This window comes from Nocardia sp. NPDC057353 (assembly GCF_042667085.1).
Lineage (GTDB): Bacteria > Actinomycetota > Actinomycetes > Mycobacteriales > Mycobacteriaceae > Nocardia.
Genome location: NZ_JBHVAK010000028.1, coordinates 36,198 through 57,792, shown reverse-complemented (window position 1 = coordinate 57,792; position 21,595 = coordinate 36,198). Strand labels below are relative to the sequence as shown.

20 protein-coding genes are annotated in these 21,595 nt (G+C 72.8%); 13 read left to right on the top strand and 7 right to left on the bottom strand.

The annotated features are described in order from the left end of the window. Positions 1–2: 2 nt before the first annotated feature. A complete protein-coding gene (locus tag ACFUUZ_RS16815; RefSeq protein WP_378697033.1) occupies positions 3–794 on the bottom strand; it encodes an FAD-binding oxidoreductase in 792 nt (263 codons plus the stop codon). 12 nt (positions 795–806) lie between these two features. After that, positions 807–1,967 (bottom strand): FAD-binding oxidoreductase, encoded by a 1,161-nt coding sequence (locus ACFUUZ_RS16810; RefSeq protein ID WP_378697031.1) that lies wholly within the window; start codon positions 1,965–1,967, stop codon positions 807–809. A 203-nt stretch (positions 1,968–2,170) separates the two neighbouring features. On the opposite strand from ACFUUZ_RS16810, the gene clpB reads away from it, so the two are divergent. The 6 genes from clpB (at position 2,171) to ACFUUZ_RS16780 (ending at position 9,209) form a co-directional block, all read left to right on the top strand. Then, positions 2,171–4,723, top strand: coding sequence for an ATP-dependent chaperone ClpB (gene clpB / locus ACFUUZ_RS16805; RefSeq protein ID WP_378697029.1), 2,553 nt, complete (start codon positions 2,171–2,173; stop codon positions 4,721–4,723). 64 nt (positions 4,724–4,787) lie between these two features. Continuing rightward, entirely contained in the window at positions 4,788–5,603 is an 816-nt protein-coding gene (locus tag ACFUUZ_RS16800; RefSeq protein ID WP_378697027.1) for a DUF5666 domain-containing protein, read from the top strand. A gap of 79 nt (positions 5,604–5,682) precedes the next feature. Next, positions 5,683–6,627, top strand: a complete 945-nt coding sequence (locus ACFUUZ_RS16795) for a hypothetical protein (protein ID WP_378697025.1) — start codon at positions 5,683–5,685, stop codon at positions 6,625–6,627. 201 nt (positions 6,628–6,828) lie between these two features. Beyond that, positions 6,829–7,404 (top strand): orotate phosphoribosyltransferase, encoded by a 576-nt coding sequence (gene pyrE, locus ACFUUZ_RS16790; RefSeq protein WP_378697023.1) that lies wholly within the window; start codon positions 6,829–6,831, stop codon positions 7,402–7,404. A gap of 48 nt (positions 7,405–7,452) precedes the next feature. After that, the gene (locus tag ACFUUZ_RS16785) at positions 7,453–8,511 is read left to right on the top strand and encodes a beta-ketoacyl-ACP synthase 3 (RefSeq protein WP_378697021.1); all 1,059 of its coding nucleotides are present in this window, start codon (positions 7,453–7,455) and stop codon (positions 8,509–8,511) included. Continuing rightward, the gene (locus tag ACFUUZ_RS16780; protein ID WP_378697018.1) at positions 8,511–9,209 is read left to right on the top strand and encodes a lysoplasmalogenase family protein; all 699 of its coding nucleotides are present in this window, start codon (positions 8,511–8,513) and stop codon (positions 9,207–9,209) included. The genes ACFUUZ_RS16785 and ACFUUZ_RS16780 overlap by 1 nt, the downstream gene beginning before the upstream one ends. Here the strand turns inward: ACFUUZ_RS16780 and ACFUUZ_RS16775 are convergent. Then, positions 9,198–9,833 carry a response regulator gene (locus ACFUUZ_RS16775; RefSeq protein ID WP_378697067.1) on the bottom strand — a complete coding sequence of 212 codons (636 nt, stop codon included), beginning with the start codon at positions 9,831–9,833 and terminating at the stop codon, positions 9,198–9,200. The two genes, ACFUUZ_RS16780 and ACFUUZ_RS16775, sit on opposite strands and share 12 nt — an antisense overlap. A gap of 91 nt (positions 9,834–9,924) precedes the next feature. Next, complete coding sequence (locus ACFUUZ_RS16770; protein WP_378697016.1) at positions 9,925–11,229, bottom strand: sensor histidine kinase; 1,305 nt, start codon at positions 11,227–11,229, stop codon at positions 9,925–9,927. 92 nt (positions 11,230–11,321) lie between these two features. Here ACFUUZ_RS16770 and ACFUUZ_RS16765 point away from each other — a divergent pair, with 92 nt between their 5' ends. The 3 genes from ACFUUZ_RS16765 (at position 11,322) to ACFUUZ_RS16755 (ending at position 13,560) form a co-directional block, all read left to right on the top strand. Then, entirely contained in the window at positions 11,322–11,639 is a 318-nt protein-coding gene (locus ACFUUZ_RS16765; protein ID WP_378697014.1) for a DUF4190 domain-containing protein, read from the top strand. A gap of 9 nt (positions 11,640–11,648) precedes the next feature. Further along, positions 11,649–12,323, top strand: coding sequence for a TrmH family RNA methyltransferase (locus tag ACFUUZ_RS16760; protein ID WP_378697012.1), 675 nt, complete (start codon positions 11,649–11,651; stop codon positions 12,321–12,323). A 151-nt stretch (positions 12,324–12,474) separates the two neighbouring features. Then, entirely contained in the window at positions 12,475–13,560 is a 1,086-nt protein-coding gene (locus ACFUUZ_RS16755; protein ID WP_378697065.1) for a glycoside hydrolase family 76 protein, read from the top strand. Here ACFUUZ_RS16755 and ACFUUZ_RS16750 read toward each other — a convergent pair. Beyond that, positions 13,557–14,252, bottom strand: coding sequence for a DedA family protein (locus tag ACFUUZ_RS16750; protein WP_378697010.1), 696 nt, complete (start codon positions 14,250–14,252; stop codon positions 13,557–13,559). The genes ACFUUZ_RS16755 and ACFUUZ_RS16750 overlap by 4 nt on opposite strands. A 240-nt stretch (positions 14,253–14,492) precedes the next feature. Between ACFUUZ_RS16750 and fbaA the strand changes: the two genes are divergently transcribed. Continuing rightward, complete coding sequence (gene fbaA, locus ACFUUZ_RS16745) at positions 14,493–15,527, top strand: class II fructose-bisphosphate aldolase (RefSeq protein WP_378697008.1); 1,035 nt, start codon at positions 14,493–14,495, stop codon at positions 15,525–15,527. Positions 15,528–15,556: 29 nt separating this feature from the next. Continuing rightward, a complete protein-coding gene (locus ACFUUZ_RS16740; RefSeq protein ID WP_378697006.1) occupies positions 15,557–16,675 on the top strand; it encodes a BTAD domain-containing putative transcriptional regulator in 1,119 nt (372 codons plus the stop codon). Between the two features lie 10 nt (positions 16,676–16,685). Here the strand turns inward: ACFUUZ_RS16740 and ACFUUZ_RS16735 are convergent, their stop codons facing one another. Next, positions 16,686–17,708, bottom strand: coding sequence for a fused (3R)-hydroxyacyl-ACP dehydratase subunits HadA/HadB (locus ACFUUZ_RS16735; protein WP_378697004.1), 1,023 nt, complete (start codon positions 17,706–17,708; stop codon positions 16,686–16,688). An 85-nt stretch (positions 17,709–17,793) separates the two neighbouring features. Continuing rightward, positions 17,794–18,729, bottom strand: a complete 936-nt coding sequence (locus ACFUUZ_RS16730; RefSeq protein WP_378697002.1) for a hypothetical protein — start codon at positions 18,727–18,729, stop codon at positions 17,794–17,796. Between the two features lie 1,163 nt (positions 18,730–19,892). Here ACFUUZ_RS16730 and ACFUUZ_RS16725 point away from each other — a divergent pair. After that, positions 19,893–20,330, top strand: coding sequence for a DUF3151 domain-containing protein (locus ACFUUZ_RS16725; RefSeq protein WP_378697000.1), 438 nt, complete (start codon positions 19,893–19,895; stop codon positions 20,328–20,330). Between the two features lie 7 nt (positions 20,331–20,337). Further along, a complete protein-coding gene (locus tag ACFUUZ_RS16720; RefSeq protein WP_378696998.1) occupies positions 20,338–21,486 on the top strand; it encodes an aromatic acid exporter family protein in 1,149 nt (382 codons plus the stop codon). The last annotated feature ends 109 nt before the right edge of the window (positions 21,487–21,595 follow it).

Here is a 21,595-nt window from a genome sequence, read left to right as displayed (position 1 = left end):
GGTTACAGCCCCTCGTACTGGATGCGCTCCACCGGCGTGCCGATATCGATCAGCTTCTCCACCGTCGCGCGGGTCATCCCCGGCGAGCCGCAGACCAGCACCTGGTGCCGGTCGAAGGCGCCGTGCGTGCCGATCACCTCGGCCAGCGTGCCGTGCAGCCGCTCCTCGGCCGGGAAGCCGATGTCCACTCGGGAATTCTCGAACCAGTCGTCGGTCCAGTTCGGGTCCTCCGGCCGCTCCACCACCGGGATCACGGTGAGCCACGGCAGCTCGGTGGCGAGCAGGAAGAGCATGTCGTCGGCGTAGAGGTCGCGCGGGGAGCGGCCGCCGACGAAGAGGTAGGTGCGCGGCGGCTGCTCGGCCCGCGCCAGCTCCAGCAGCTGCGAGCGCATCGGCGCCAGCCCGGTGCCGCCCGCGATCATCACCACCTCGTCGCCCGCCGGGTCGACGGTGAAGCTGCCCATCGGGGCGCTGATCCGCCACTCGTCGCCGGGCTGGGTGTCGGCCACGATCGAGCCGCTCAGCCAGCCGCCGGGCACGCTGCGCACATGGAACTCCAGCTTGCCGTCGAGCGAGGGCGGCAGCGCGGGCGAGTACCGCCTGCTCACCGTCGGCTGCTGCGGCACCCGCACCTGCACCGACTGCCCGGCCCGGAACGGGACGAACTCGCCGATCAGCCGGATCACCGCGACGTCGTGCCGGAGCCGGTGGTGCCCGACCACGGTCGCCGACCATTCGCCGTCGCCCACCGCGCGGGGGTCGGGGCCGTCCAGCGGGCTCGGATCGATGTCCATGTCTCTCTTCCGTTAGCCGACGGGGTCGCTCTGGATGATCGACTCCGGGGTGCCGACCGCCATCAGCGCGCGCCTGGTGTCGGCGATCATCGTGGCCGAACCGGCGATCTGGATCTGCCGGTCGGCCCAGGCGCCGAAGCTCGCCACGACGGCCCCGAGGTTACCGATCAGGCGGCGGTGCATGCCGTACGGCTCCTCGCTCGGCGCGTGCGGGTACCACCACGGATTCGTCTTCTGCTCGCAGACCGGGACGACGGTGAGCCACGGGTTGCTCTGCGAGAGCTGCCACATGTTCTCCACGTCGTACAGGTCGCAGGGGTAGCGGCCGCCGATGAAGAAGTGCACCCGCGGGTTCACCCCGCTGCGGCTCATCTCGATGAGCTGCGCGCGCAGCGGCGCGATCCCGGTGCCTGCGCCGATCAGCAGCACGTCGCGGCCGCTCTCCCGGTCGATGTGCAGGTTGCCGAGCGGCCCCGCGATCTGCCAGCGGTCGCCGACCGCGGTCTCGTTCACCACCGCCGTGCTGACCCAGCCGCTCTGCACCTTGCGCACGTGGAACTCGATCTCGCCGTACGGGTTCGACGGGATGGCGGGGGAGAGGTAGCGCCACATCTTGGGCCGCTGCGGCAGCATCACCGGGACGTACTGCCCGGCCAGGTACGGGATCGGGCTGTCCGACTGCAGCCGCACGATGGCCAGGTCCTCCAGCACCCGCCGGTGCCCGACCACGGTGGCCTCCCAGTACGGCTGGGACTTGTCCGAGTTCGCCCCGATCGCCATCGAGGCCGAGATCAGGATGGCAACGTCGGTCCAGCCCTCCTCCAGCCCGACGGTCCAGTCCCGGCCGTGGTAGGTGCGCAGCGCGGCGAGCAGCGCGCGGCCCGCCAGGTCGTAGTGCGCGGCCTCGACGCCGTACTTCCGGTGGTCCCTGGCCAGCTGCTCCAGGAAGCCCTGGGCCCGGTCCCAGTCCTCCAGGTTGTCCAGCACGAACTGCACGGCGGTGGTGACCCGCTTGGCCTGCATCTCCATCGTCGGGGGGAAGAGTTCCCGCAGCGCCGTGTTCTCCGCGAACAGGTGACCGTAGAACGCGCTGATCAACCGCTCGGCACCGTGCGGTGCGTCGAGCACCGCCCGGAAGTTGGCGCGGACCAGCGCAGCAGAACGCGCATCCACGACGTGGGGAGTCCTTTCCTCGAACTGTCTCGCCACGAGTATCCCCGAAAATCGGTCCGCGGTGTGCTGGGCGGGCGGCGGCAGGCGGATGCGGCCATCGGGGGATGCGCGGAGCCGGCAAAAAATCTAGAGTTGAGCGGAACAGACTCAAGTCTCAGCGCGTTGAACGAAGCAACCTCAGAACTACAGGCAGGAAGGTGACCGTGGACTCGTTCAATCCCACCACCAAGACCCAGGCGGCGCTGACCGCGGCGCTGCAGTCCGCCTCGACGGCGGGCAACCCGGAGATCCGTCCGGCGCATCTGCTGGTGGCGTTGCTCGACCAGACCGACGGCATCGCCGCGCCGCTGCTGCAGGCGGTCGGGGTGGACCCGGCGGGCGTGCGCCGCGAGGCGCAGCAGATCGTCGACCGGCTGCCGCGCGCCACCGGCGCCACCACCGCCCCGCAGCTCGGCCGCGAGGCGCTCGCCGCCATCACCGCCGCGCAGCGGCTCGCCACCGAGCTCGGCGACGAGTACGTCTCCACCGAGCACGTGCTGGTCGGGCTGGCCTCGGGCGACTCCGACGTGAGCAAGCTGCTCACCGGCCGCGGCGCCACCCCGGACGGGCTGCGCGAGGCCTTCACCGCGGTGCGCGGCAGCGCCAGGGTCACCAGCCCGGACCCGGAAGGCACCTACCAGGCGCTGGAGAAGTACTCCACCGACCTCACCGCGGCCGCCCGCTCCGGCAAGCTCGACCCGGTGATCGGCCGGGACACCGAGATCCGGCGCGTCGTCCAGGTGCTGAGCAGGCGCACCAAGAACAACCCGGTGCTGATCGGCGAGCCCGGCGTCGGCAAGACCGCCATCGTCGAGGGGCTGGCCCAGCGGATCATCGCGGGCGACGTCCCGGAGTCGCTGCGCGGCAAGTCCGTGGTCTCGCTCGACCTCGGCGCCATGGTCGCGGGCGCGAAGTACCGCGGCGAGTTCGAGGAGCGGCTCAAGGCCGTGCTGGAGGACATCAAGAACAGCGCGGGCCAGATCATCACCTTCATCGACGAGCTGCACACCATCGTCGGCGCGGGCGCGACCGGCGAGTCCGCCATGGACGCGGGCAACATGATCAAGCCCATGCTGGCCCGCGGCGAGCTGCGGCTGGTCGGCGCGACCACGCTGGAGGAGTACCGCAAGCACATCGAGAAGGACGCCGCGCTGGAGCGGCGCTTCCAGCAGGTGCTGGTCGGTGAGCCGTCGGTGGAGGACACCGTCGGCATCCTGCGCGGCATCAAGGAGCGCTACGAGGTGCACCACGGCGTCCGGATCACCGACTCCGCGCTGGTCGCGGCCGCCACCCTGAGCGACCGCTACATCACCTCCCGGTTCCTGCCGGACAAGGCGATCGACCTGGTCGACGAGTCGGCCTCCCGGCTGCGCATGGAGATCGACTCGCGCCCGGTGGAGATCGACGTGGTGGAGCGCGCGGTGCGGCGGCTGGAGATCGAGGAGGTCGCGCTGGGCAAGGAGACCGACGAGGCCTCCAAGCAGCGGCTGGAGAAGCTGCGCTCGGAGCTCGCCGACGACCGGGAGAAGTTGAACCAGCTCACCACCCGCTGGCAGAACGAGAAGAACGCCATCGACCGGGTGCGCACGCTCAAGGAGGAGCTGGAGACGCTGCGCGGCGAGTCCGAGCGGGCCGAGCGCGACGGCGACCTCGGCAAGGCCGCCGAGCTGCGCTACGGTCGCATCCCGGCGCTGGAGAAGCAGCTCGCCGAGGCCGAGCAGACCTCGGACGCGGGCGCGGGCGAGCTCATGCTCAAGGAGGAGGTCGGCCCGGACGACATCGCCGAGGTGGTCTCCGCGTGGACCGGCATCCCGGTCGGGAAGATGCTGGAGGGCGAGACCCAGAAGCTGCTCCGGATGGAGGACGAGCTCGGCAGGCGGGTGGTCGGCCAGGTCGAGGCGGTGCAGGCGGTCTCCGACGCGGTGCGCCGGGCCAGGGCCGGGGTCGCCGACCCGGACCGCCCCACCGGCTCGTTCATGTTCGTCGGCCCCACCGGCGTCGGCAAGACCGAGCTGGCGAAGGCGCTTGCGGACTTCCTGTTCGACGACGAGCGGGCCATGATCCGGATCGACATGAGCGAGTACAGCGAGAAGCACGCGGTGGCCAGGCTGGTCGGCGCTCCCCCCGGCTACGTCGGGTACGACCAGGGCGGCCAGCTCACCGAGGCGGTGCGCAGGCGGCCGTACACGGTGGTGCTCTTCGACGAGATCGAGAAGGCGCACCCGGACGTCTTCGACATCCTGCTGCAGGTGCTCGACGAGGGCAGGCTCACCGACGGCCAGGGCCGCACGGTCGACTTCCGCAACACCATCCTCATCCTCACCTCCAACCTGGGTGCGGGCGGGGACAAGGAGTTCGTCATGAACGCGGTGCGCTCCGCGTTCAAGCCGGAGTTCCTGAACCGGCTGGACGACGTGGTCATGTTCCACGCCCTGGACGAGGTGCAGCTGCAGCACATCGTCGACATCCAGCTGGAGCAGCTGCAGAAGCGGCTGGCCCAGCGCAGGCTCACCCTGGAGGTCACCGATTCCGCCCGCTTCTGGCTGGCGGTCCGCGGCTACGACCCGGCCTACGGCGCCCGCCCGCTGCGGCGGCTGATCCAGCAAGCCATCGGCGACACGCTGGCCAGGGAGCTGCTGGCCGGTGAGGTCGGCGACGGCGACACGGTCAAGGTGTCGGTCAGCCCGGACGGGGACGGACTCCTGGTCGGCCGCTGAGAACGACAGGGGCGCGGTGACCCATACGGGTGACCGCGCCCCTTCCAGTTCGTACCCTGTAAGCATGACGAACCCGAAGGACCCCTGGGGGCAGCGGCCGGATGACAGTCCGACCCAACACCTCGGTGCGCCGGGTGCGTCGGGCGCACCGCCAACGAACGTCTTCGGTGGCTCGGCGGGCGGGTACGGCGAATGGACGCCGCCGCCGCCCCCGGACGCCACCCGCGAATTCCCCTCGTACGACAGCCAGTGGGGCCCGTACGAGGGCACCGCGCAGCAGCCCTACCAGCAGCAACCGCCGCCGACGGCGGCATACGCCCAGCCGCAGCAGCAGAATTGGGGCAACCCGCCGCCGCCCGGCTACCCACCGCAGCCGCCGCAGGGCACCCCGCCGCCGCCCCGGCGCAACACCGGGCTGTGGATCGGCCTCGGCCTCGCCGTCGTGCTGCTGATCGGCGTGGTCGGCGTCTTCGCCGGGCTGTACTTCACCGGCGGCGACGACGATTCGACCGCGGCCGGGACCACGACGACCACCCGCCAGCCCGCGCGCACCACCGCGCCGCCGTCCGGCAACCAGACCACCCCGTCCTTCCCGGCGCTGCCGAGCGAGATCCCCGGGCTGCCCGGGCTGGAGGACCTGGGCAGCGCCATGGGCTCGATCACCGCGAACAACGGCGGCACCCTGACCCTGAGCACCCTGGACGGCAAGACCGTCACCGTGCGCACCGACGCCCGCACCCAGGTGATCTCGCTCGGCGTCACCACCGCCGCCGACCTGCCGGTCGGCGAGATGATCGTGGTGCAGGGCGACAAGGGCGCGGACGGCAACATCCTCGCCGAGATCATCATCAGCACCGGGCTTTCCGGGGGTGGCCGATGACCGCGCGGAGCACCGTTCCGGCCGCCACGAGCCGAGGGTGCGGGGCAATCACGGGATCGGCTGGTTAGGCTGTGCGGCGATGACGGAGATGTGGTTCGGGCTGGCGGCGATCGCCCTGGTGGGCGCGGTCGTCCTGCTGTACTTCGACCGGGCGCAACGGCAGCGGACCGGTCACGCGCGCCAGGTGTGGGCCAAGGCCCAGGGGTACACCTACGTATCGGTGGAGCCTGCGCTCCCTTCGACCTGGCGCCGCGGGGCGCTGGCCAAGCTCGGCTACCTCTCCGCGGTCGACGTGGTCTCCGGTATCCGCAAGGGCGAGAAGTTCGTGCTCTTCGACCTGGAGGACTCGGCGACGCTGATCGCGGTGCGCAGGCAGATCGGCTCGGACATCGACGTGGACATGCGGCTCAAGACCGCGTCCCCGCCGAAGGACGCCGACCTGGAGCTGCTCGGCGCCATCGGCGACCGGGTGGTCTTCGCGACCAACCCCGAGATCGCCAGGCACGCCGTCGATCAGCGGATGGTCGCGTTCATCGAGTCGCTACCGGACACCGTGCAGATGCTGTGGAGCGAGGGGAACTGGACCCTCGGCATGCTCTCCATCGGCACCGGCTCGCGCGACTGGGAGAGCTCGATCGACGCGGTCCTTCGCCTTTCCGGCCTGCTGCACGTGCTGCCGCCGGAGAGCGACACCTACGGCGAGGGTGATTTCGGCCGCACCGGCGGCCGGGCCAAGCCGCGGCGCGACGACGACGGCCCCGACGAGCCCGCCGGGAACCGGGATGCCGCAGGCGATTCCGACGACCGGCCGCGCGCCGAGGAGCGGCCGCAGGCCGAGCCCGGCGCCGAGCAGGCGCAGCGCAGGCCGAGCCTCGCGGTGGTGCCCGGCAAGCGGGACGAGCCGCGCCGCCAGGAGCGCCCGCCCGCCCGCGAGCAGGACGAGGACGGCGACGATCAGGGCGACCGCCCCGGCGGCCCCTTCCACCCCGGCTTCCGCCCGTACCAGGGGCCGGTGCCGCAGTAACCGGCGCCCCCGCCGGGCACGTATTCTGCATCCGAGGGTTGGTCCGTGGTCCGGCCGTGGCCGGATCGCGACGACAGCCGGGATCGTGGCTGCGCAGTCTCGACGGCTGCGCGCGCGTACCCGGAGACCGCGACCGGCGGACGCTCGTGCGACAGGCGCGCCGGATTTTTGTCCGACGCACGCGAAAGGACGCGAGACGAGATGATCGACCACGCCATCGAGACGGCTGCGCACCGCTCCGGCTCCGCCGACCGGGGTGAGCTGGCGCGCCTGGTGCGCGAGCTGGCCGTGGTGCACGGCCCGGTGACCCTGTCCTCCGGCAAGCACGCCGACTACTACGTCGACCTGCGCCGCGCCACGCTGCACCACCGGGCGGCGCCGCTGATCGGCAGCCTGCTGCGCGACCTGGTCGCGGATTGGGACTTCGAGGCCGTCGGCGGCCTCACCATGGGCGCCGACCCGGTCGCGCTCGCCGTCATGCACGCCCCGGGCCGCCCGATCAACGCCTTCGTGGTGCGCAAGGCCGCCAAGGAGCACGGCATGCAGCGCCGGATCGAGGGCCCCGACGTGGCGGGCCGCCGGGTGCTGGTCGTGGAGGACACGACGACCACCGGGAACTCCCCGCTCACCGCGGTGCGCGCACTGCGCGAGGCGGGCGCCGTCGTGGTCGGCGTCGCCACCGTCGTGGACCGGGAGACCGGCGCCGACCAGGTGATCGCCGCCGAGGGGCTGGAGTACCGGTCCATCCTCGGATTGGCCGATCTCGAGCTGGGATAGCCTGATGAGCGGTTTGTCCTGCGTTTCGAAGGGTCGTGTGAGTCACCCGTGGTGAGCATTGCTGTCAACAAGGGTCGAGAGAATGTGGCGATGCTCGGTATCGGTGCCTATCGACCCACCCGCCTCGTGAGCAACGACGAGGTCTGCGAGGTACTCGACTCCACCGACCAGTGGATCTTCGAGCGCAGCGGCATCCGCAACCGGCGCTGGATCAGCGGCGAGGAGACGGTGCGCACGATCGCCGTCGCCGCCGCCGAGCGGGCCATCGCGAGCAGCGGGATCGACCGCGCGGAGATCGGCACCGTCATCCTGGCGACCGGCACCTGGCCGTACAAGACCCCGCACGGGGCGCCCTCGATCGCCTACGACCTCGGCATCAACGGGGTGGCGGCGTTCGACCTGGAGAGCGGCTGCGGCGGCTTCTGCTACGGCCTCGGCGTCGGCGCCGACCTCATCCGGGCCGGTTCGGCGAAGTACGTGCTGCTCATCGGGGTCGAGACCATGTCGGTCGGGATGGACCCGCACGACCGGGGCACCGCCTTCATCTTCGGCGACGGCGCGGGCGCGGTGGTGATCGGCCCGAGCGAGGAGAACGGCATCTCGCCGACGGTCTGGGGCAGCGACGGCGAGAACGCGCTCGCCATCTCGCAGAACTACGACATCCTCGCCTACGAGGACCGCGCCGAGGAGCTGCAGGGCACCGACCCGGAGGCGGACCCGGTGGGCCGCATGGTGATCCGGATGGAGGGGCCGCGGGTCTTCCGCTGGGCCGCGGTGACGTTGCCGCGCGCGCTCTCCACCGCGCTCGAGGTCTCCGGGGTCTCCAAGGACGAGCTCGAGGTGTTCGTCCCGCACCAGGCCAATGCCAGGATCAACGAGCTCATGAAGAAGAACCTCGGGCTCGCCGACGAGATCCCGATGGCGAACGACATCGAGAACACCGGCAACACCTCGGCCGCCTCCATCCCGCTCGCCATCGAGGAGATGCTGGTGACCGGGAAGGCCAAGGGCGGCCAGACCGCGCTGCTGCTCGGCTTCGGCGCCGGGCTCAGCTACGCGGGCCAGGTGGTCACGCTGCCGCCCGCGCCCAAGGAGCCGAGCTTCTGATGCGGCCGTTCCGGGCCGGGTTCATCGCCGCCGCCGCGCTCACCGTCGCCGGTGCCGTCACCGGGCGCGAGCGCTGGCAGTGGGTGGGCAAGCCGCTGCTCATGCCGCTGCTCGCCGCCGACGTCGCGGTGGCAGGGAAGGCCATCGAGCCGGGCGAGCGCAGCGCGCTGCTCGCGGCGCTCGGCGCCGCCACCGTCGGCGACGTGCTGCTCATCGACCCGGACGACGACCGCAGGCTGGTCGCGGGCGCCTCGGCGTTCGGGGTCATGCAGGGCTGCTACGCCGCGCTGTGGTGGCGCCGCGGGGCCCGCCCGACCGCCGCCGTCGCGGTGCCGCGGCTGCTGGCCTGGGCCGGCGCCGCCGGGCTGCTGCGGGCGCAGGCGCCCGCGGTGGCGGCGCCGCTCACCGGGTACGGCCTCGCGCTCGGCGCGGCCGGGGTGCTCGCCTCCGACCCCGACCTGGCGCCGAACTCGCCCACCGTGGCCGGGGTGGTGCTGCCGGACGCGGACCCGCGCAGCAGGCTCGGGCTCGGCGCGCTGCTCTTCACCGTCTCGGACGGGCTGATCGTGCTGCGCAGGCTGCTGCTGCGCGGCGAGCGCTCGCGGCGGCTCGCCGAGGGCACCATCCTGGCGACCTACGCGGCGGCCCAGTACCTGCTCGCCGACCCGGCCGCGCACGCGCCGCGCTCACCCGCGTAGCCGGAGCACCGCGAGCACCCTGCGGTGGTGCGTGTCCGAGGGCGGCAGGTCCAGCTTGGTGAAGATATTGCCGATGTGCTTCTCCACCGCCCGCTCGGTCACGTGCAGCGCGGCGGCGATGGCGGCATTGCTCAGCCCCTGGGCCATCCGCTCCAGCACCTCGCGCTCGCGCGGGGTGAGCCGGTCGAGGCCGCCGCGGCCCGCGTTCATCAGCTGGCTCACCACCTCCGGGTCGAGCGCGGTGCCGCCCGCCGCCACCCTGGCGAGTGCGTCCACGAACTCGCCGACATCGGCGACCCGGTCCTTGAGCAGGTACCCGACCCCCGCCGCGCCCGCCGCGAGCAGCTCGGTGGCGTAGCGGGTCTCGATCCACTGCGAGAACACCAGCACGCCGGTGTCCGGGTGCCCGCGGCGCAGTTCGAGCGCGGCGAGCAGCCCTTCGTCGGTGAAGGTGGGCGGCATGCGGATGTCGACCACCGCCACGTCGGGGCGGTGCTCGGTGACGGCGGTGATCAGCGCCTTCGCATCGCCCGCCATGGCGACGACCTCGTGGCCGTGGTCGGCGAGCAGGGCGGCGAGGCCGTCGCGCAGGATCGCGGAGTCCTCCGCGATCACCACCCGCAGCGGGGTGCTCACGGCAGCTTCGCCGGTGGAACGGTCGCGGTTCGCGACCGCTCGGCCCGCTCGGCGGCGCGTGCAGGCCGGGACCTGCCGCTCACTCCGGCACCGCCACGGGCAGCGTCACCGTGACCACGGTCGGCCCGCCCTCGGGGCTCAGCACCGTGAGCTCGCCGTCCACCGAGCGCGCCCGGGCCGCGAGCCCGGCCAACCCGCCGATCGGCTGCTCGGTGACCACCGGCGGCAGCACCCCGCCGCGCCCGGCGTCCCGGACGAGCAATTCGAGCGTCTCCGCGTCGCCGCACACCTCCACCGCCGCCGCCCCTGCCCCCGAGTGCTTCACCACGTTGGTGAGCAGCTCCGCCACCGAGAAGTAGGCGATCGCCTCGATCGAAGGACTCGGCCGCACCGGAAGCGCGCACGCCAGCTCGACCGGCACCGCGCACCGCGCGGCCAGCGTCTCCAGCGCCGCCTCCAGCCCGAGCTCCAGTGCGGGCGGGTGGATCCCGCGTACCAGCTCGCGCAGCTCCACCAGCGCCTCCTTGGTCCCGGCGTGCGCCGCGGTGACCAGGTCGCGGGCATCGCCGCCGGACGCCAGCCGCTGCTCGGCGCGGCCCAGTTCCATGGCGATGGTCACCAGCCGCGCCTGCGTCCCGTCGTGCAGGTCACGCTCGAGCCTGCGCAGCGTCACCGTCGAATCGTCGACCGCGGCGCGCCGCTTCGCGGCCAGCTCGGCCACCGCCCGATCCCGCCCGGTCGGCGCGAGCAGCCCGCGCACCAGCAGCCCGTGCAGCAGCGCGGTCCCCCGGAGCAGCCACGGCGCCGCGAAGCAGCAGAGCACGCCGAGCGCGCCGAAGAGCAGCACCCGCGGCCACGAGTCCACGTAGTACTCGCCGAACTGGATGAACGAGCGGTGCTCGACCCCGTTCGCGTCCACATTGACCGGGTCGGCGAGCAGCCAGATCAGCGGCGTCAGCGCGAAGAGCACCGCCAACCCCACCGCGAGCAGCACGTTCCAGCCCACCACCGTGCCGAGCGCCACCTGCAGCAGCAGGAAGAGCAGCGCCCGCCACGACGTCCGGTCGCCGAACGCCCCCGCGAGGAACCCGAGCGGCCCCGGCCTCGGCGCGAATGGCGGCGGCTCCGGCACCGCCACCCCGAGCAGCGCCCGCGCCAGCACGCGGTACCCCCGCGCCCACACCCGCCCGCCGAGCAGCAGCAGCGCCACCAGCGGGACCCCGACCAGCAGCACCGTCATCGGCAGCCCGATCCCGTACCCGACCAGCAGGTACAGCCCGGCCAGCCCGCCGAGCGGCACCGCGAGCACGACGAAGGCCAGTTCCCGCCAGGTACGGGCGCGGAAGGGGGCGAGCAGGAGGGCGCGGGCCGGGTTCTCGGTCATGGGTTCCATGCTCGCCCGCCGCGCACCCCGCGGGCGAGGAGGCGAGCCGCCGTCTTCCCGGTGTAGCCAGCACCACCCCGTACGATCTGCGCATGACCTACCCTCCGCCCGGGTATCAGCAGCCCTACTTCCAGCCGCCGGACCACCCGCAGGCCACCACCATCGTCATCCTCGGCGTGCTCGGCCTGGTGCTCTGCCAGCTCCTCGGCCCGGTCGCCTTCGTCATGGGCGGCAGGGCACTCAAGGAGATCGACAACTCCGGCGGCGCCATCGGCGGCCGCAGCACCGTCCTCGCCGGCTACATCTGCGGCATCATCGCCACGGTCATCGTGGTCATCGCCATCCTCGTCGTGATCGCCGCCGTCCTCATCGCCCTCGTGGCCGGAACCTCAACCACCTCGACGTACTAGCATGTCCGGGTGCCAGACCCCGAGACGCCCGAGCAGGTGGGACCCACCGAGTGGGGGGAGCATCCGCACGGGTTGGGGCCGTGGCGGGCGGAGTACGGGAGCGAGCCGCCGGACGATCCGCGGCTGGACCCGGAGCTGCTGGCGACCGGCGACCGGCGCAATGTGGTGGATGCGTACCGGTACTGGCGGCGGGAGGCGATCGTCGCCGACATCGACGCGCGCCGACACCCGTTCCACGTGGCGATCGAGAACTTCGGCCACGACGCGAACATCGGCACCGTGGTGCGCACCGCCAACGCCTTCGCCGCCGCCGCGGTGCACATCGTCGGCAGGCGCCGCTGGAATCGCCGCGGCGCCATGGTGACCGACCGCTACCAGCACCTGGAGCACCACGAGAGCACCGCCGAGCTCGCGGCCTACGCCGAACGCACCGGCCTGCGACTGGTCGCGGTGGACAACGTCCCCGGCGCGGTCCCGCTGGAGACCGCCGCGCTCCCGCGCGACTGCCTGCTGCTCTTCGGCCAGGAGGGCCCCGGCGTCACCGACTCCGCGAAGGCGGCGGCCGCGCTGACCGTCTCGATCGCCCAGTTCGGCTCCACCAGGAGCATCAACGCGGGCGTCGCGGCGGGCATCGCCATGCACACCTGGATCCGCCAGCACGCCGACCCCGCCACCGCCTGGTGAGCCCCGCCGGACCCGACCGGATCGGCGGGGATTGCGCAGCGCCTCCGCGCCCCCACCTGGCACCATGGAGGGCATGACCTCGCGGAGCGGCCGCCCCCAGTCCGAATCGAGCGGCGCTGCCACCCCCGCGCTGTGGTCCGAGCGCGCGGACATGGCCGAGTCGGCGATCCTCTCCAGGCACCTGCGGTCGGTCTGGGTGCTGCCGCGCACCGCGCTCGGCGTGGTCGGCTGGCCCGCGACCCGGCGCGAGCGCGCCTTCTTCAACTGGCACTACTGGTGGCAGGCGCACCTGATCGACTGCGCGGTGGACGCCGCCAACCGGGTCCCGACCCCGGCCCGCCGCCGCCGGGTCGCCGCGCTGGCCCGCAGCCACCGCCTGCGCAACCTCACCGGCTGGACCAACAAGTACTACGACGACATGGCCTGGCTCGCCATCGCCCTGGAGCGCGCCGAGCGCACCCAGGACCTGCCCGCCCGCCGCGCCCTCCGCGCCCTGGAGAAGGCGCTCTACGACGCCTGGGACCCGGCCCGCGGCGGCGGCCTGCCCTGGCGCATCGGCTCCGACTTCTACAACGCCCCCGCCAACGGCCCGGCCGCCATCGCGCTGGCCAGGCTCGGCTACAAAGCCCGCGCGCAGGAGATGTCGGACTGGCTCGACGCCACGCTCCGCGACCGGGAGTCCGGGCTCATCCTGGACGGCATCCACCTGCCCTCCGGCGAGATCGAGCGCCCCATCTTCAGCTACTGCCAGGGCGTCGTCCTCGGCCTGGACGCCGAGCTCGCCGCGCACACCGGCGACCGGCGGCACCTGGACCGGGTGCACCGGCTGCTCGCCGCGGTCCGGCACGCCATGTCGACGAACGACGTGATCAACGGCGGCGGCGGTGGCGACGGCGGGCTCTTCAACGGCATCCTGGCGCGCTACCTCGCGGTGGTCGCGGTGGTCCTGCCGGGCGACGACCGCGAGCAGGAAGAGGACCGCAGGACGGCCGCCGCGCTGGTCACCGCCTCGGCCGAGGCGGCGTGGGCGAACCGGCTCGAGGTCGAGGGCGAGCCGCTCTTCGGCAACGACTGGAGCAAGCCCGCCCGGCTGCCCGGCACCAGCGGCGGCGCGGGCCGCTTCACCGCGGGCGGCTCGGTCACCGCCTCCGCCGTCCCGGAGCGCGACCTGGCGGTCCAGCTCTCCGGCTGGATGCTCATGGAGGCGGCGTACCAGGTCGCCGCCGCCGGGCTCTAGCGCTCCCTGACCGCCTGCATCGGCATGGTGTCCAGGTCGTAGTCCTCGATCGGCCGCGCCATCTCCTGCCGGTACTGCCGGACGCCGAAGACCGTGCCGAGCACCAGCGCCAGCACCAGCCCGACCACGACCACCGGGAGCAGCCACGGCAGCCGCTGCAGGAAGCCGCCCGCGTAGTAGCCGATCAGCAGCAGCACCGGCGCCCAGATGATGGCGCCGAGGGTGCTGGCGATCGTGTACTTGCGGTGGTCCATCCCGGCCGCGCCCGCCACCATCGGGCAGAGCGTGCGCACCCAGGGGATCCAGCGGGCGACGAGCACCGCGAAGAAGCCGTGCTTGCGGAGCAGGTCGCCGACGCGCTGCAAATTCTTGGCATTGATGTAGCGGCCGTTCTTCCTGGCCACCATGTGGTGCCCGGTGCGCCTGCCGATCACGTACCCGACCTGGTTGCCCGCGATGGCGGCCACCATCGCCCCGCCGGAGAGCGCCCACACGTGCGCCTCGCCCGAGGCGTGCGACGCCATCACGATCCCCGCGGTGACCAGCATGGAGTCACCGGGCAGGAAGAGCCCGAGCAGGACCGCGCACTCCAGGAAGACGAAGGTGAGGACGACCGTCCACACCACGGCCGGACCGGCCGAGACGAGCGGGTCGAAGGTGCCTGCCGCCAGAAATTGCTGCACTCCGGACACCTGCTAGCGAATCCGCTCGACCGGTGGGCGGGAACACGTCCCCGCGCCCCGAGTTCCCATTGTGCCGAGAGCCACCAGCGAAATCACCTTGACAACAGTACCGGTTTCCCGGAGTTTCGCTCGCGCAGCGGCGGCACCTCCGCTGCCGGGCGCGAACCTGCCCTGGCCTAGGGTGGTACGCGACATATGTGTCTCTTTCGCCGCACTCAGCCAGTGCCGCTCAACACGGAGGTCTCACCAGTGCCTATCGCGACTCCGGAGGTCTACGCCGAGATGCTCGGCCGGGCCAAGGCGAACTCCTTCGCATTCCCCGCCATCAACTGCACGTCGTCGGAGACGATCAACGCCGCCATCAAGGGCTTCGCGGACGCGGGCAGCGACGGCATCATCCAGTTCTCGACCGGCGGCGCGGAATTCGGCTCCGGCCTCGGCGTCAAGGACATGGTGACCGGCGCGGTGGCGCTGGCGGAGTTCGCGCACGTGGTGGCCGCGCGGTACGACGTGACCATCGCGCTGCACACCGACCACTGCCCGAAGGACAAGCTGGACGGCTTCGTCCGGCCGCTGATCGCGATCTCCCAGGAGCGCGTCAACGCCGGGCAGCACCCGCTCTTCCAGTCGCACATGTGGGACGGCTCCGCGGTGCCGATCGACGAGAACCTGGAGATCGCCCAGGAATTGCTGAAGGCGACCGCCGCGGCCAATATCATTCTCGAGGTCGAGATCGGCGTTGTCGGCGGCGAGGAGGACGGCGTCGAGGCCGAGATCAACGACAAGCTCTACACCACCCCCGAGGACTTCGAGAAGACCATCGCGGCGCTCGGCGCGGGCGAGAACGGCAAGTACCTGCTCGCCGCCACCTTCGGCAACGTGCACGGCGTCTACAAGCCGGGCAACGTGAAGCTGCGCCCCGAGGTGCTGGCCGAGGGGCAGAAGGTGGCCGCCGCCAAGCTCGGCCTCGGCGCCGACGCGCAGCCCTTCGACTTCGTCTTCCACGGCGGCTCCGGCTCGCTCAAGTCCGAGATCGACGCGGCGCTGAACTACGGCGTGGTCAAGATGAACGTCGACACCGACACCCAGTACGCCTTCACCCGCCCGGTGGCGGGCCACATGTTCGCCAACTACGACGGCGTGCTGAAGATCGACGGCGAGGTCGGCAACAAGAAGACCTACGACCCGCGCAGCTACCTGAAGAAGGCGGAGACCTCGATGGCGGCGCGCGTGGTCGAGGCGTGCAATGATCTGAAGTCCGCGGGGAAGTCGATCAGCGCCTGACCCCTGACTCCACACGAGGGCTTGAGCACATGAGTCTCGATGTGCGCGTGCTCGGGTCCGTCGAACTGCTCGTCGGCGGTGCGCCGGTGGCGTTCGGCGGGCCCAAGCCACGGGCCTTGCTCGCCGCACTGGCGGTGAACCGGCGACGGGCCGTCTCGTCGTCGGCGCTCGCCGAGATGGTGTGGAACGAGGACCCGCCGGACTCCTACTCCGCCAGCCTGCAGGTCTTCGTCTCCAATCTGCGCAAGGCGCTGCGCAACTCCGGCATCGACCCGGCGCTCGTCCTGCGCACCGAGGCCTCCGGCTACCGGCTGGAGGTGCCGGAGGAGGCCTGCGACCTCGGCCGCTTCCAGGCGGCGCGGGAGGCGGGCGCGCGGGCCGCCGAGGCCGGGGACCACGCGGGCGCCGCCCAGCACTACGCCGCCGCGCTGCGCGAGTGGCGCGGCCGGGCACTGGCCGACCTGGCCGGGCTGCAGTTCGCGGACAGCTTCGCCACCGCCATGGAGGAGGAGCGGCTACTCGCCGCCTCGGCCCGGTTCGACGCCGAGATCGCCTGCGGCCGCGCCTCGTCGGTGATCGGCGAGCTGGTCGCGGTGACGAACGAGCACCCGCTGCGCGAGCCGCTCTGGGGCCAACTCATCACCGCGCTCTACCTCGCGGGCCGCCAGGCCGACGCGCTGGACGCCTGCCGCCGGGTGCGCACCGTGCTCGCCGACGAACTCGGCATCGACCCCGGCCCCGCGCTCATCGAACTGGAGCAGCGGGTGCTGCGCCAGGAGCCGCTGCACGCGGGCGAGGCCAGGCGCCCCGACCAGCTCGCCGCGGCGATGACCGAGACGGTCACCGAGACCCCGCGCACCGTGCGCAGCGGGCAGCTCCGGCTCGCCGACGGCCGCGCGGTGGTGATCCCGCCGAGCGGCATCCGGATCGGCCGGATGACCGACAACGACCTGGTCCTGGACGACCCCAAGGCCAGCCGCTACCACGCCGCGATCACCCCGACCAGGGCCGGGCTGCTGATCAAGGACCTGAACTCGGCGAACGGCGTCTTCATCAACGAGGAGGCGATCGACGAGGGCACGCCGCTGGCCGACGGCGACCGCATCCGGATCGGCAGCACCGTGCTGAGCTTCCACGCCGACCGCTGAGCCGCCGAACTCAGCCGAGCCGGACCTCGGCGACCGCGCGGCCGAAGAGCTTGCGCCCCTCCGAGGTCCCGGAGAGCAGCAGCGTCGCGGCGCGCCGCTCCGGATCCAGTGACTTGACCCGGCCGCCGAACTCGACCGTCGCGGGCGCCGTCGTGTGCACCGGGACGAACCCGGAGAACCGCACGCTGAACTTCTCGATGGCGGTCGGGTCGCCCAGCCACTCGGTCAGGTAGCCCGCGGCCAGCCCCATGGTGAGCAGGCCGTGCGCCACCACCGTCGGCAGCCCGGCCAGCCTGGCCGCGTGCTCGCTGAAGTGGATCGGGTTGGGGTCGCCCGCTACGCCCGCGTAGTTCGCCAGGTCGCCCCTGGTGAGCCGGGCGGTGCCGACCGGAAGCTCGTCGCCCTTGGCCAGCGCCGCGAAATCCGGTGCGGTGCGGGGCGCCCGCGCCCGCCGCGGCGGGTTGGCCGGGGCCGGGCCGGGGCCGAGCGGGATCAGCACGTCGCTCTCCAGGAGCGAAGCGGCCTGGTCCTGCGGGCGCGAGTGCATGACGATGTTCTCCACCGCCGCCACCAGGTCGGGGTCGACCTCGGCGCCCCGGCGCGCCACGATCGTGGTGGTGCCGGAGACCGCGACCTCGTCCCGCTCGTTGATCAGCGCGAAGCGCACGTTGATGAAGTCGTTGTCGCCGAAGTTGCGGATCGAATCGATCAGCAGCTCGCTGGCGACCGAGTCGCCCGCCAGCACCGGGCGGTGGATCTCGAAGACCTGGTCGGTCTGCAGGATCTGCGAGATGTCGTACTCGGTGAGCACCGAGTCGAGCAGCGCGCGGGTGGCCGCGAGGCCGATCACCGAGGAGAAGGTGGGCGGGGCCAGCACCCGGTCGTAGCCGAGCGCCGCCGCGTCCGCCTCCCGATGGTGGGCGCCGTGGCCGTTCTGCACCGCCCGCGCGAACTCCCTGATCTTCTCGCGCCCCACCTCGTAGCGGTCCCTGACCCGGAACCGCTGACCAGTGAGCGTCTGTGTCTGCGCCACGTCCTCAACTCCCGAAAGCGTCGTCGTCTGATCGCGCATGATGCGGAAATGCTACTGGCGTGAACGGACGACGACCGCCCGGGGTTCAGGAGGCGCCGGTGGGCGGCTCGCAGACCTTCCAGCCCGCGTCGGTGCGCTGCAGGTCGAAGGTGCGCTCGGTCTTGGTGTTCGGGTCCGAGCGGATGAACACCGTGGCCTGGGCCAGCGCGGTGCCGTCGGTGACCCGCACCGCGTCCACCTTCTCCACCACCGGGATGCTCCCCGACTGCTGCGAGACCTCGTGCACGCCGGCGAAATCGGCTTCGGAGATGCCCTGGTAGTAGTCGTGCAGCGCGCCGCAGGTGGAGTCGCGCAGCCCGGCCAGGTCGCCCTGGTCCAGCGCCGAGGTGTACTGCGAGATCGCCGCCCTGACCTGGGTCTCCGGCGAGTCCCCTCCGCCGCCCGCCAGCGCCGCGATCACCGCGACCAGCGCGACGATCACCACCACCGCCGCGCCGCCGATCAGCAGCAGCTTCTTCGAGCCGCCCTGCTGCGCGGCGGGCTGCGGCTGCGGCTGCGGCTCGATCCGCTGCGGCGGGGCGATCGGGCGCTGCTGCTGCTGGGCCGGGCGGGTCGGCTGGATGTCCGCGGGGGAGGGGGCCGAGGCAACCTGGCGCGGCTCGGCCGGGCGCTGCGGGTCCGACGGGCGGGTCTCCTCGACCTGGTTGGGCCCGGTCGGCCGCTGCGCCCCCGCCTGCTTCGGCCCCGGCGCCGGACGCGGGGTGCTCGGCGGCTTGCTCAGCGGGACCGCGCCGGGAACCCGGTCGGTGCGCTGGATCCGCTGCGTCACCCCGTCCGGGTCGCCCTGCTGCTGCACCGCGAACGCCTGGGTCGGCGCGTCCGCGTCCCCCGGCGCCGGGACGGTGCGCATGGCCACGGTCTCGTCGGCGGAGTTGTCCGCCTGCTCCGGGCGAGCGATCTTCTCGGTCCGGTCAGCGGACCCCTGCGCCGCAGCAGCGCCACCCGCCGCCTGCGCCCCCACGCCACCCCCGGCCCCCTGAGGCGAGCCGCCCCCGGACCCCTGCGACGGTTTGGGTCCGCCGGGTCCCTGGGCAGGCCGGCTGCCGCCCGGCCCCTGCGGTGGCTGGCCGCCACCCGGCGCCTGCGGTGACTGTGCGCCACTTGATGCCTGCGGTGGCTTGGCGCCACTCGGCGCCTGGGGTGGCTGGCCGCCCCCCGGTCCCTGCGGTGACTGTGCGCCACTTGATGCCTGCGGTGGCTTGGCGCCACTCGGCGCCTGGGGTGGCTGGCCGCCACCCGGCGCCTGCGAAGGCTTGGATGCAGCAGGCGCCTGCGGGGGCTTGGATCCGGCTGGGTCCTGCGGTGCCTTGGTTCCAGTCGGCGCCTGCGGCGGCTGGGTACTGCCCCGCCCCTGGGGAGACCCGGTGCCCTGCGGCGCTTTCACGCCCCCGGCCTGTGCAGGCTGTTCCCCACCCGGCCGCTGGGCTGCGCCGACAGCCGGACCCTGCGGCGGCTTCGAGTCAACAGGTGCCTGTGCCGCACCGGCTCCACCCGCGCCTTGCGGCCCGGGTCCGCCGGGTACCTCCGGCGGTCGACCACCAGCCGGTCCCTGGGGCGAGCCGCCACCAGGCGCCTGCGGTGCCGCGGCGCCACTCGGTGCCTGCGGCGGTTCACCACTGCCCGGCCCCCGGGCAGACCCGGCGCTCTGCGGTGGCTTGACGCCGTCGGGCGCCTGCGGCGCTGGGGTGCCACTGGGCGCCGCGGCAGTCCCGGCTTGCCCCGGACCCTGCGGAGCCTCGCCCCCCGGCTTCGCACCCTCCGGCGCACTGCCCACCGAACCCCCGGTGCCCGGCTGAGCGCCGCCCGCCCCATCACCGGCCGCCTTCTGCCCAGCCACACCCTGCGCCGCCCCGCCGCTCGTTTCCGCCCCGGCAGCACCCGAGGAACCCCCCTGCTCGGCAGAACCCGAATCCCTCTGCTGCGCAGGAGAAGCCGCTAAATCCACCTTCTCGGTGACCGCATCACCCCCCTGAGCGGGAATAGCCTCTGTCGGCGCGGAATCTCCGGACACCGGGTTCGTCTCGTCGTTCGGGTGGGACACCTACTACCCCTCGTTCCAGGCCGGGTCTTCTCAGTTGCGCGCCAGCCTATCGAGCATTTCCGGGAGCGGTGCACAATGTCCCCATGACCTCGTTCGGTGATCTGCTCGGCCCGCAGCCGGTCCTGCTTCCGGAACTCCACGACGCGGAGGACGCGCTGGACGGCGGCGCCGACCCGGTGGTCGTCGCGGCCGCGCACCCGTCGGCCTCGATCGCCTGGGCGCACCTGGCCGAGGCGGCGCTGGACCGGGCGGGCGACGGCGCGGTGAACCACGACGTGGTCGCCGCCTACGCCTTCGCCCGCACCGGCTACCACCGCGGCCTCGACCTGCTGCGCCGCAACGGCTGGAAGGGCTTCGGCCCGGTCCCGTGGAGCCACGAGCCGAACCGCGGCTTCCTGCGCAGCGTCGGCGCGCTGGCCAAGGCGGCACGGGCGGTCGGCGAGAGCGACGAGTACGCGCGCTGCCTCGACCTGCTCGAGGACTGCGACCCGAGGGCGGCCGCCGAGCTCGGCCTGGACTGACCCGCCGGTGGCGGCGACGCGCGATCGGGTCAGGGCGGCGGGGAAGAGCGGCGCGGACCGCTTCCGCAGCTCCGCGGAGCGGCTGCGCAACTCGGCGCTGCCGATCCTGCAGTGCTCGGTCGGCGCCGCGCTGGCCTGGTTCATCGCGCACACCGTGATCGGCCACCCGCAGCCGTTCTTCGCCCCGACGGCGGCGGTGGTCTCGATCGGCATCTCGTTCGGCGCCAGGGTGCGCCGCTCGGTGGAGCTGGTGGTCGGCGTCGCGGTCGGCATCGGCATCGGCGACGTCTTCATCTCCCAGGTCGGGACCGGGGTCTGGCAGATCGCGCTGGTGGTGGCGGTCGCCATGGCACTGGCGATCTTCCTGGACGGCGGCTCGATCATCTCGATCCAGGCCGCGGGCTCGGCCGTGCTGGTGGCGACGCTGCTGCCGCCCGCCTCCGGCGGCGACCTCTCCCGAATGATCGACGCCCTGGTCGGCGGGTTGGTCGGGGTGCTCGTGGTGGCGGCGATCCCGCTGCACCCGGTGCGCCGCGCCCGCAACCACGCCGCCGACGTCCTCGCCGTCACCCGCGACGCGCTCCTGCAGGGCGCCGAGGGGCTGCTGGAGCAGGACCCGGAGAAACTGAGCACCGCGCTCGCCGCCATGCGCGCCACCCAGCCGCAGATCGACGCGCTGCGCTCCACCCTGGAGGGTGGGAGGGAGATCAGCCGCATCTCCCCGCTCTACTGGAACTCCCGCGCCCGGCTGGAGCGGGTCGGCGCCACCGCCGACCCGCTGGACAACGCGGTGCGCAATGTCCGCGTCCTGCTGCGCCGCTCGCTCACCCTGATCCGGGACGACGAGATCCTGGACCAGCGGCTGATCGACGCCGTCGAGCAGCTCGGCCACGCCGTCGAGGTCGTGCGCCGGATGATGCTCGCCGACCCGGGCGAGCAGCCCGACCAGGCCGAGGCCGCGCGGGTGCTGCGCACCATCGCCAAGGCCGCCCGCCCGGAGCTGGTCGCGGGCGCCGGGCTGTCAGCGCACGTGGTGTTCGCGCAGCTCAGGTCGGCCGTCGTCGACCTCATGCAGGTCTGCGGGGTGAAGCGGATCTCGGCCATCGCGCTGCTGCCGCCGACGGTGGAGAACCCGTACGTGCGCCCCGCGGAGTGATCGAGTAGTCCGCTACTCGCGCTTCGGCGGCGCCGAATCCCTAACGTTCTGGTCGGGCCGAGCCACGAGGGGTGCGCGGCCCGATACTTCGGTCGGCGGGGCCGCGCTC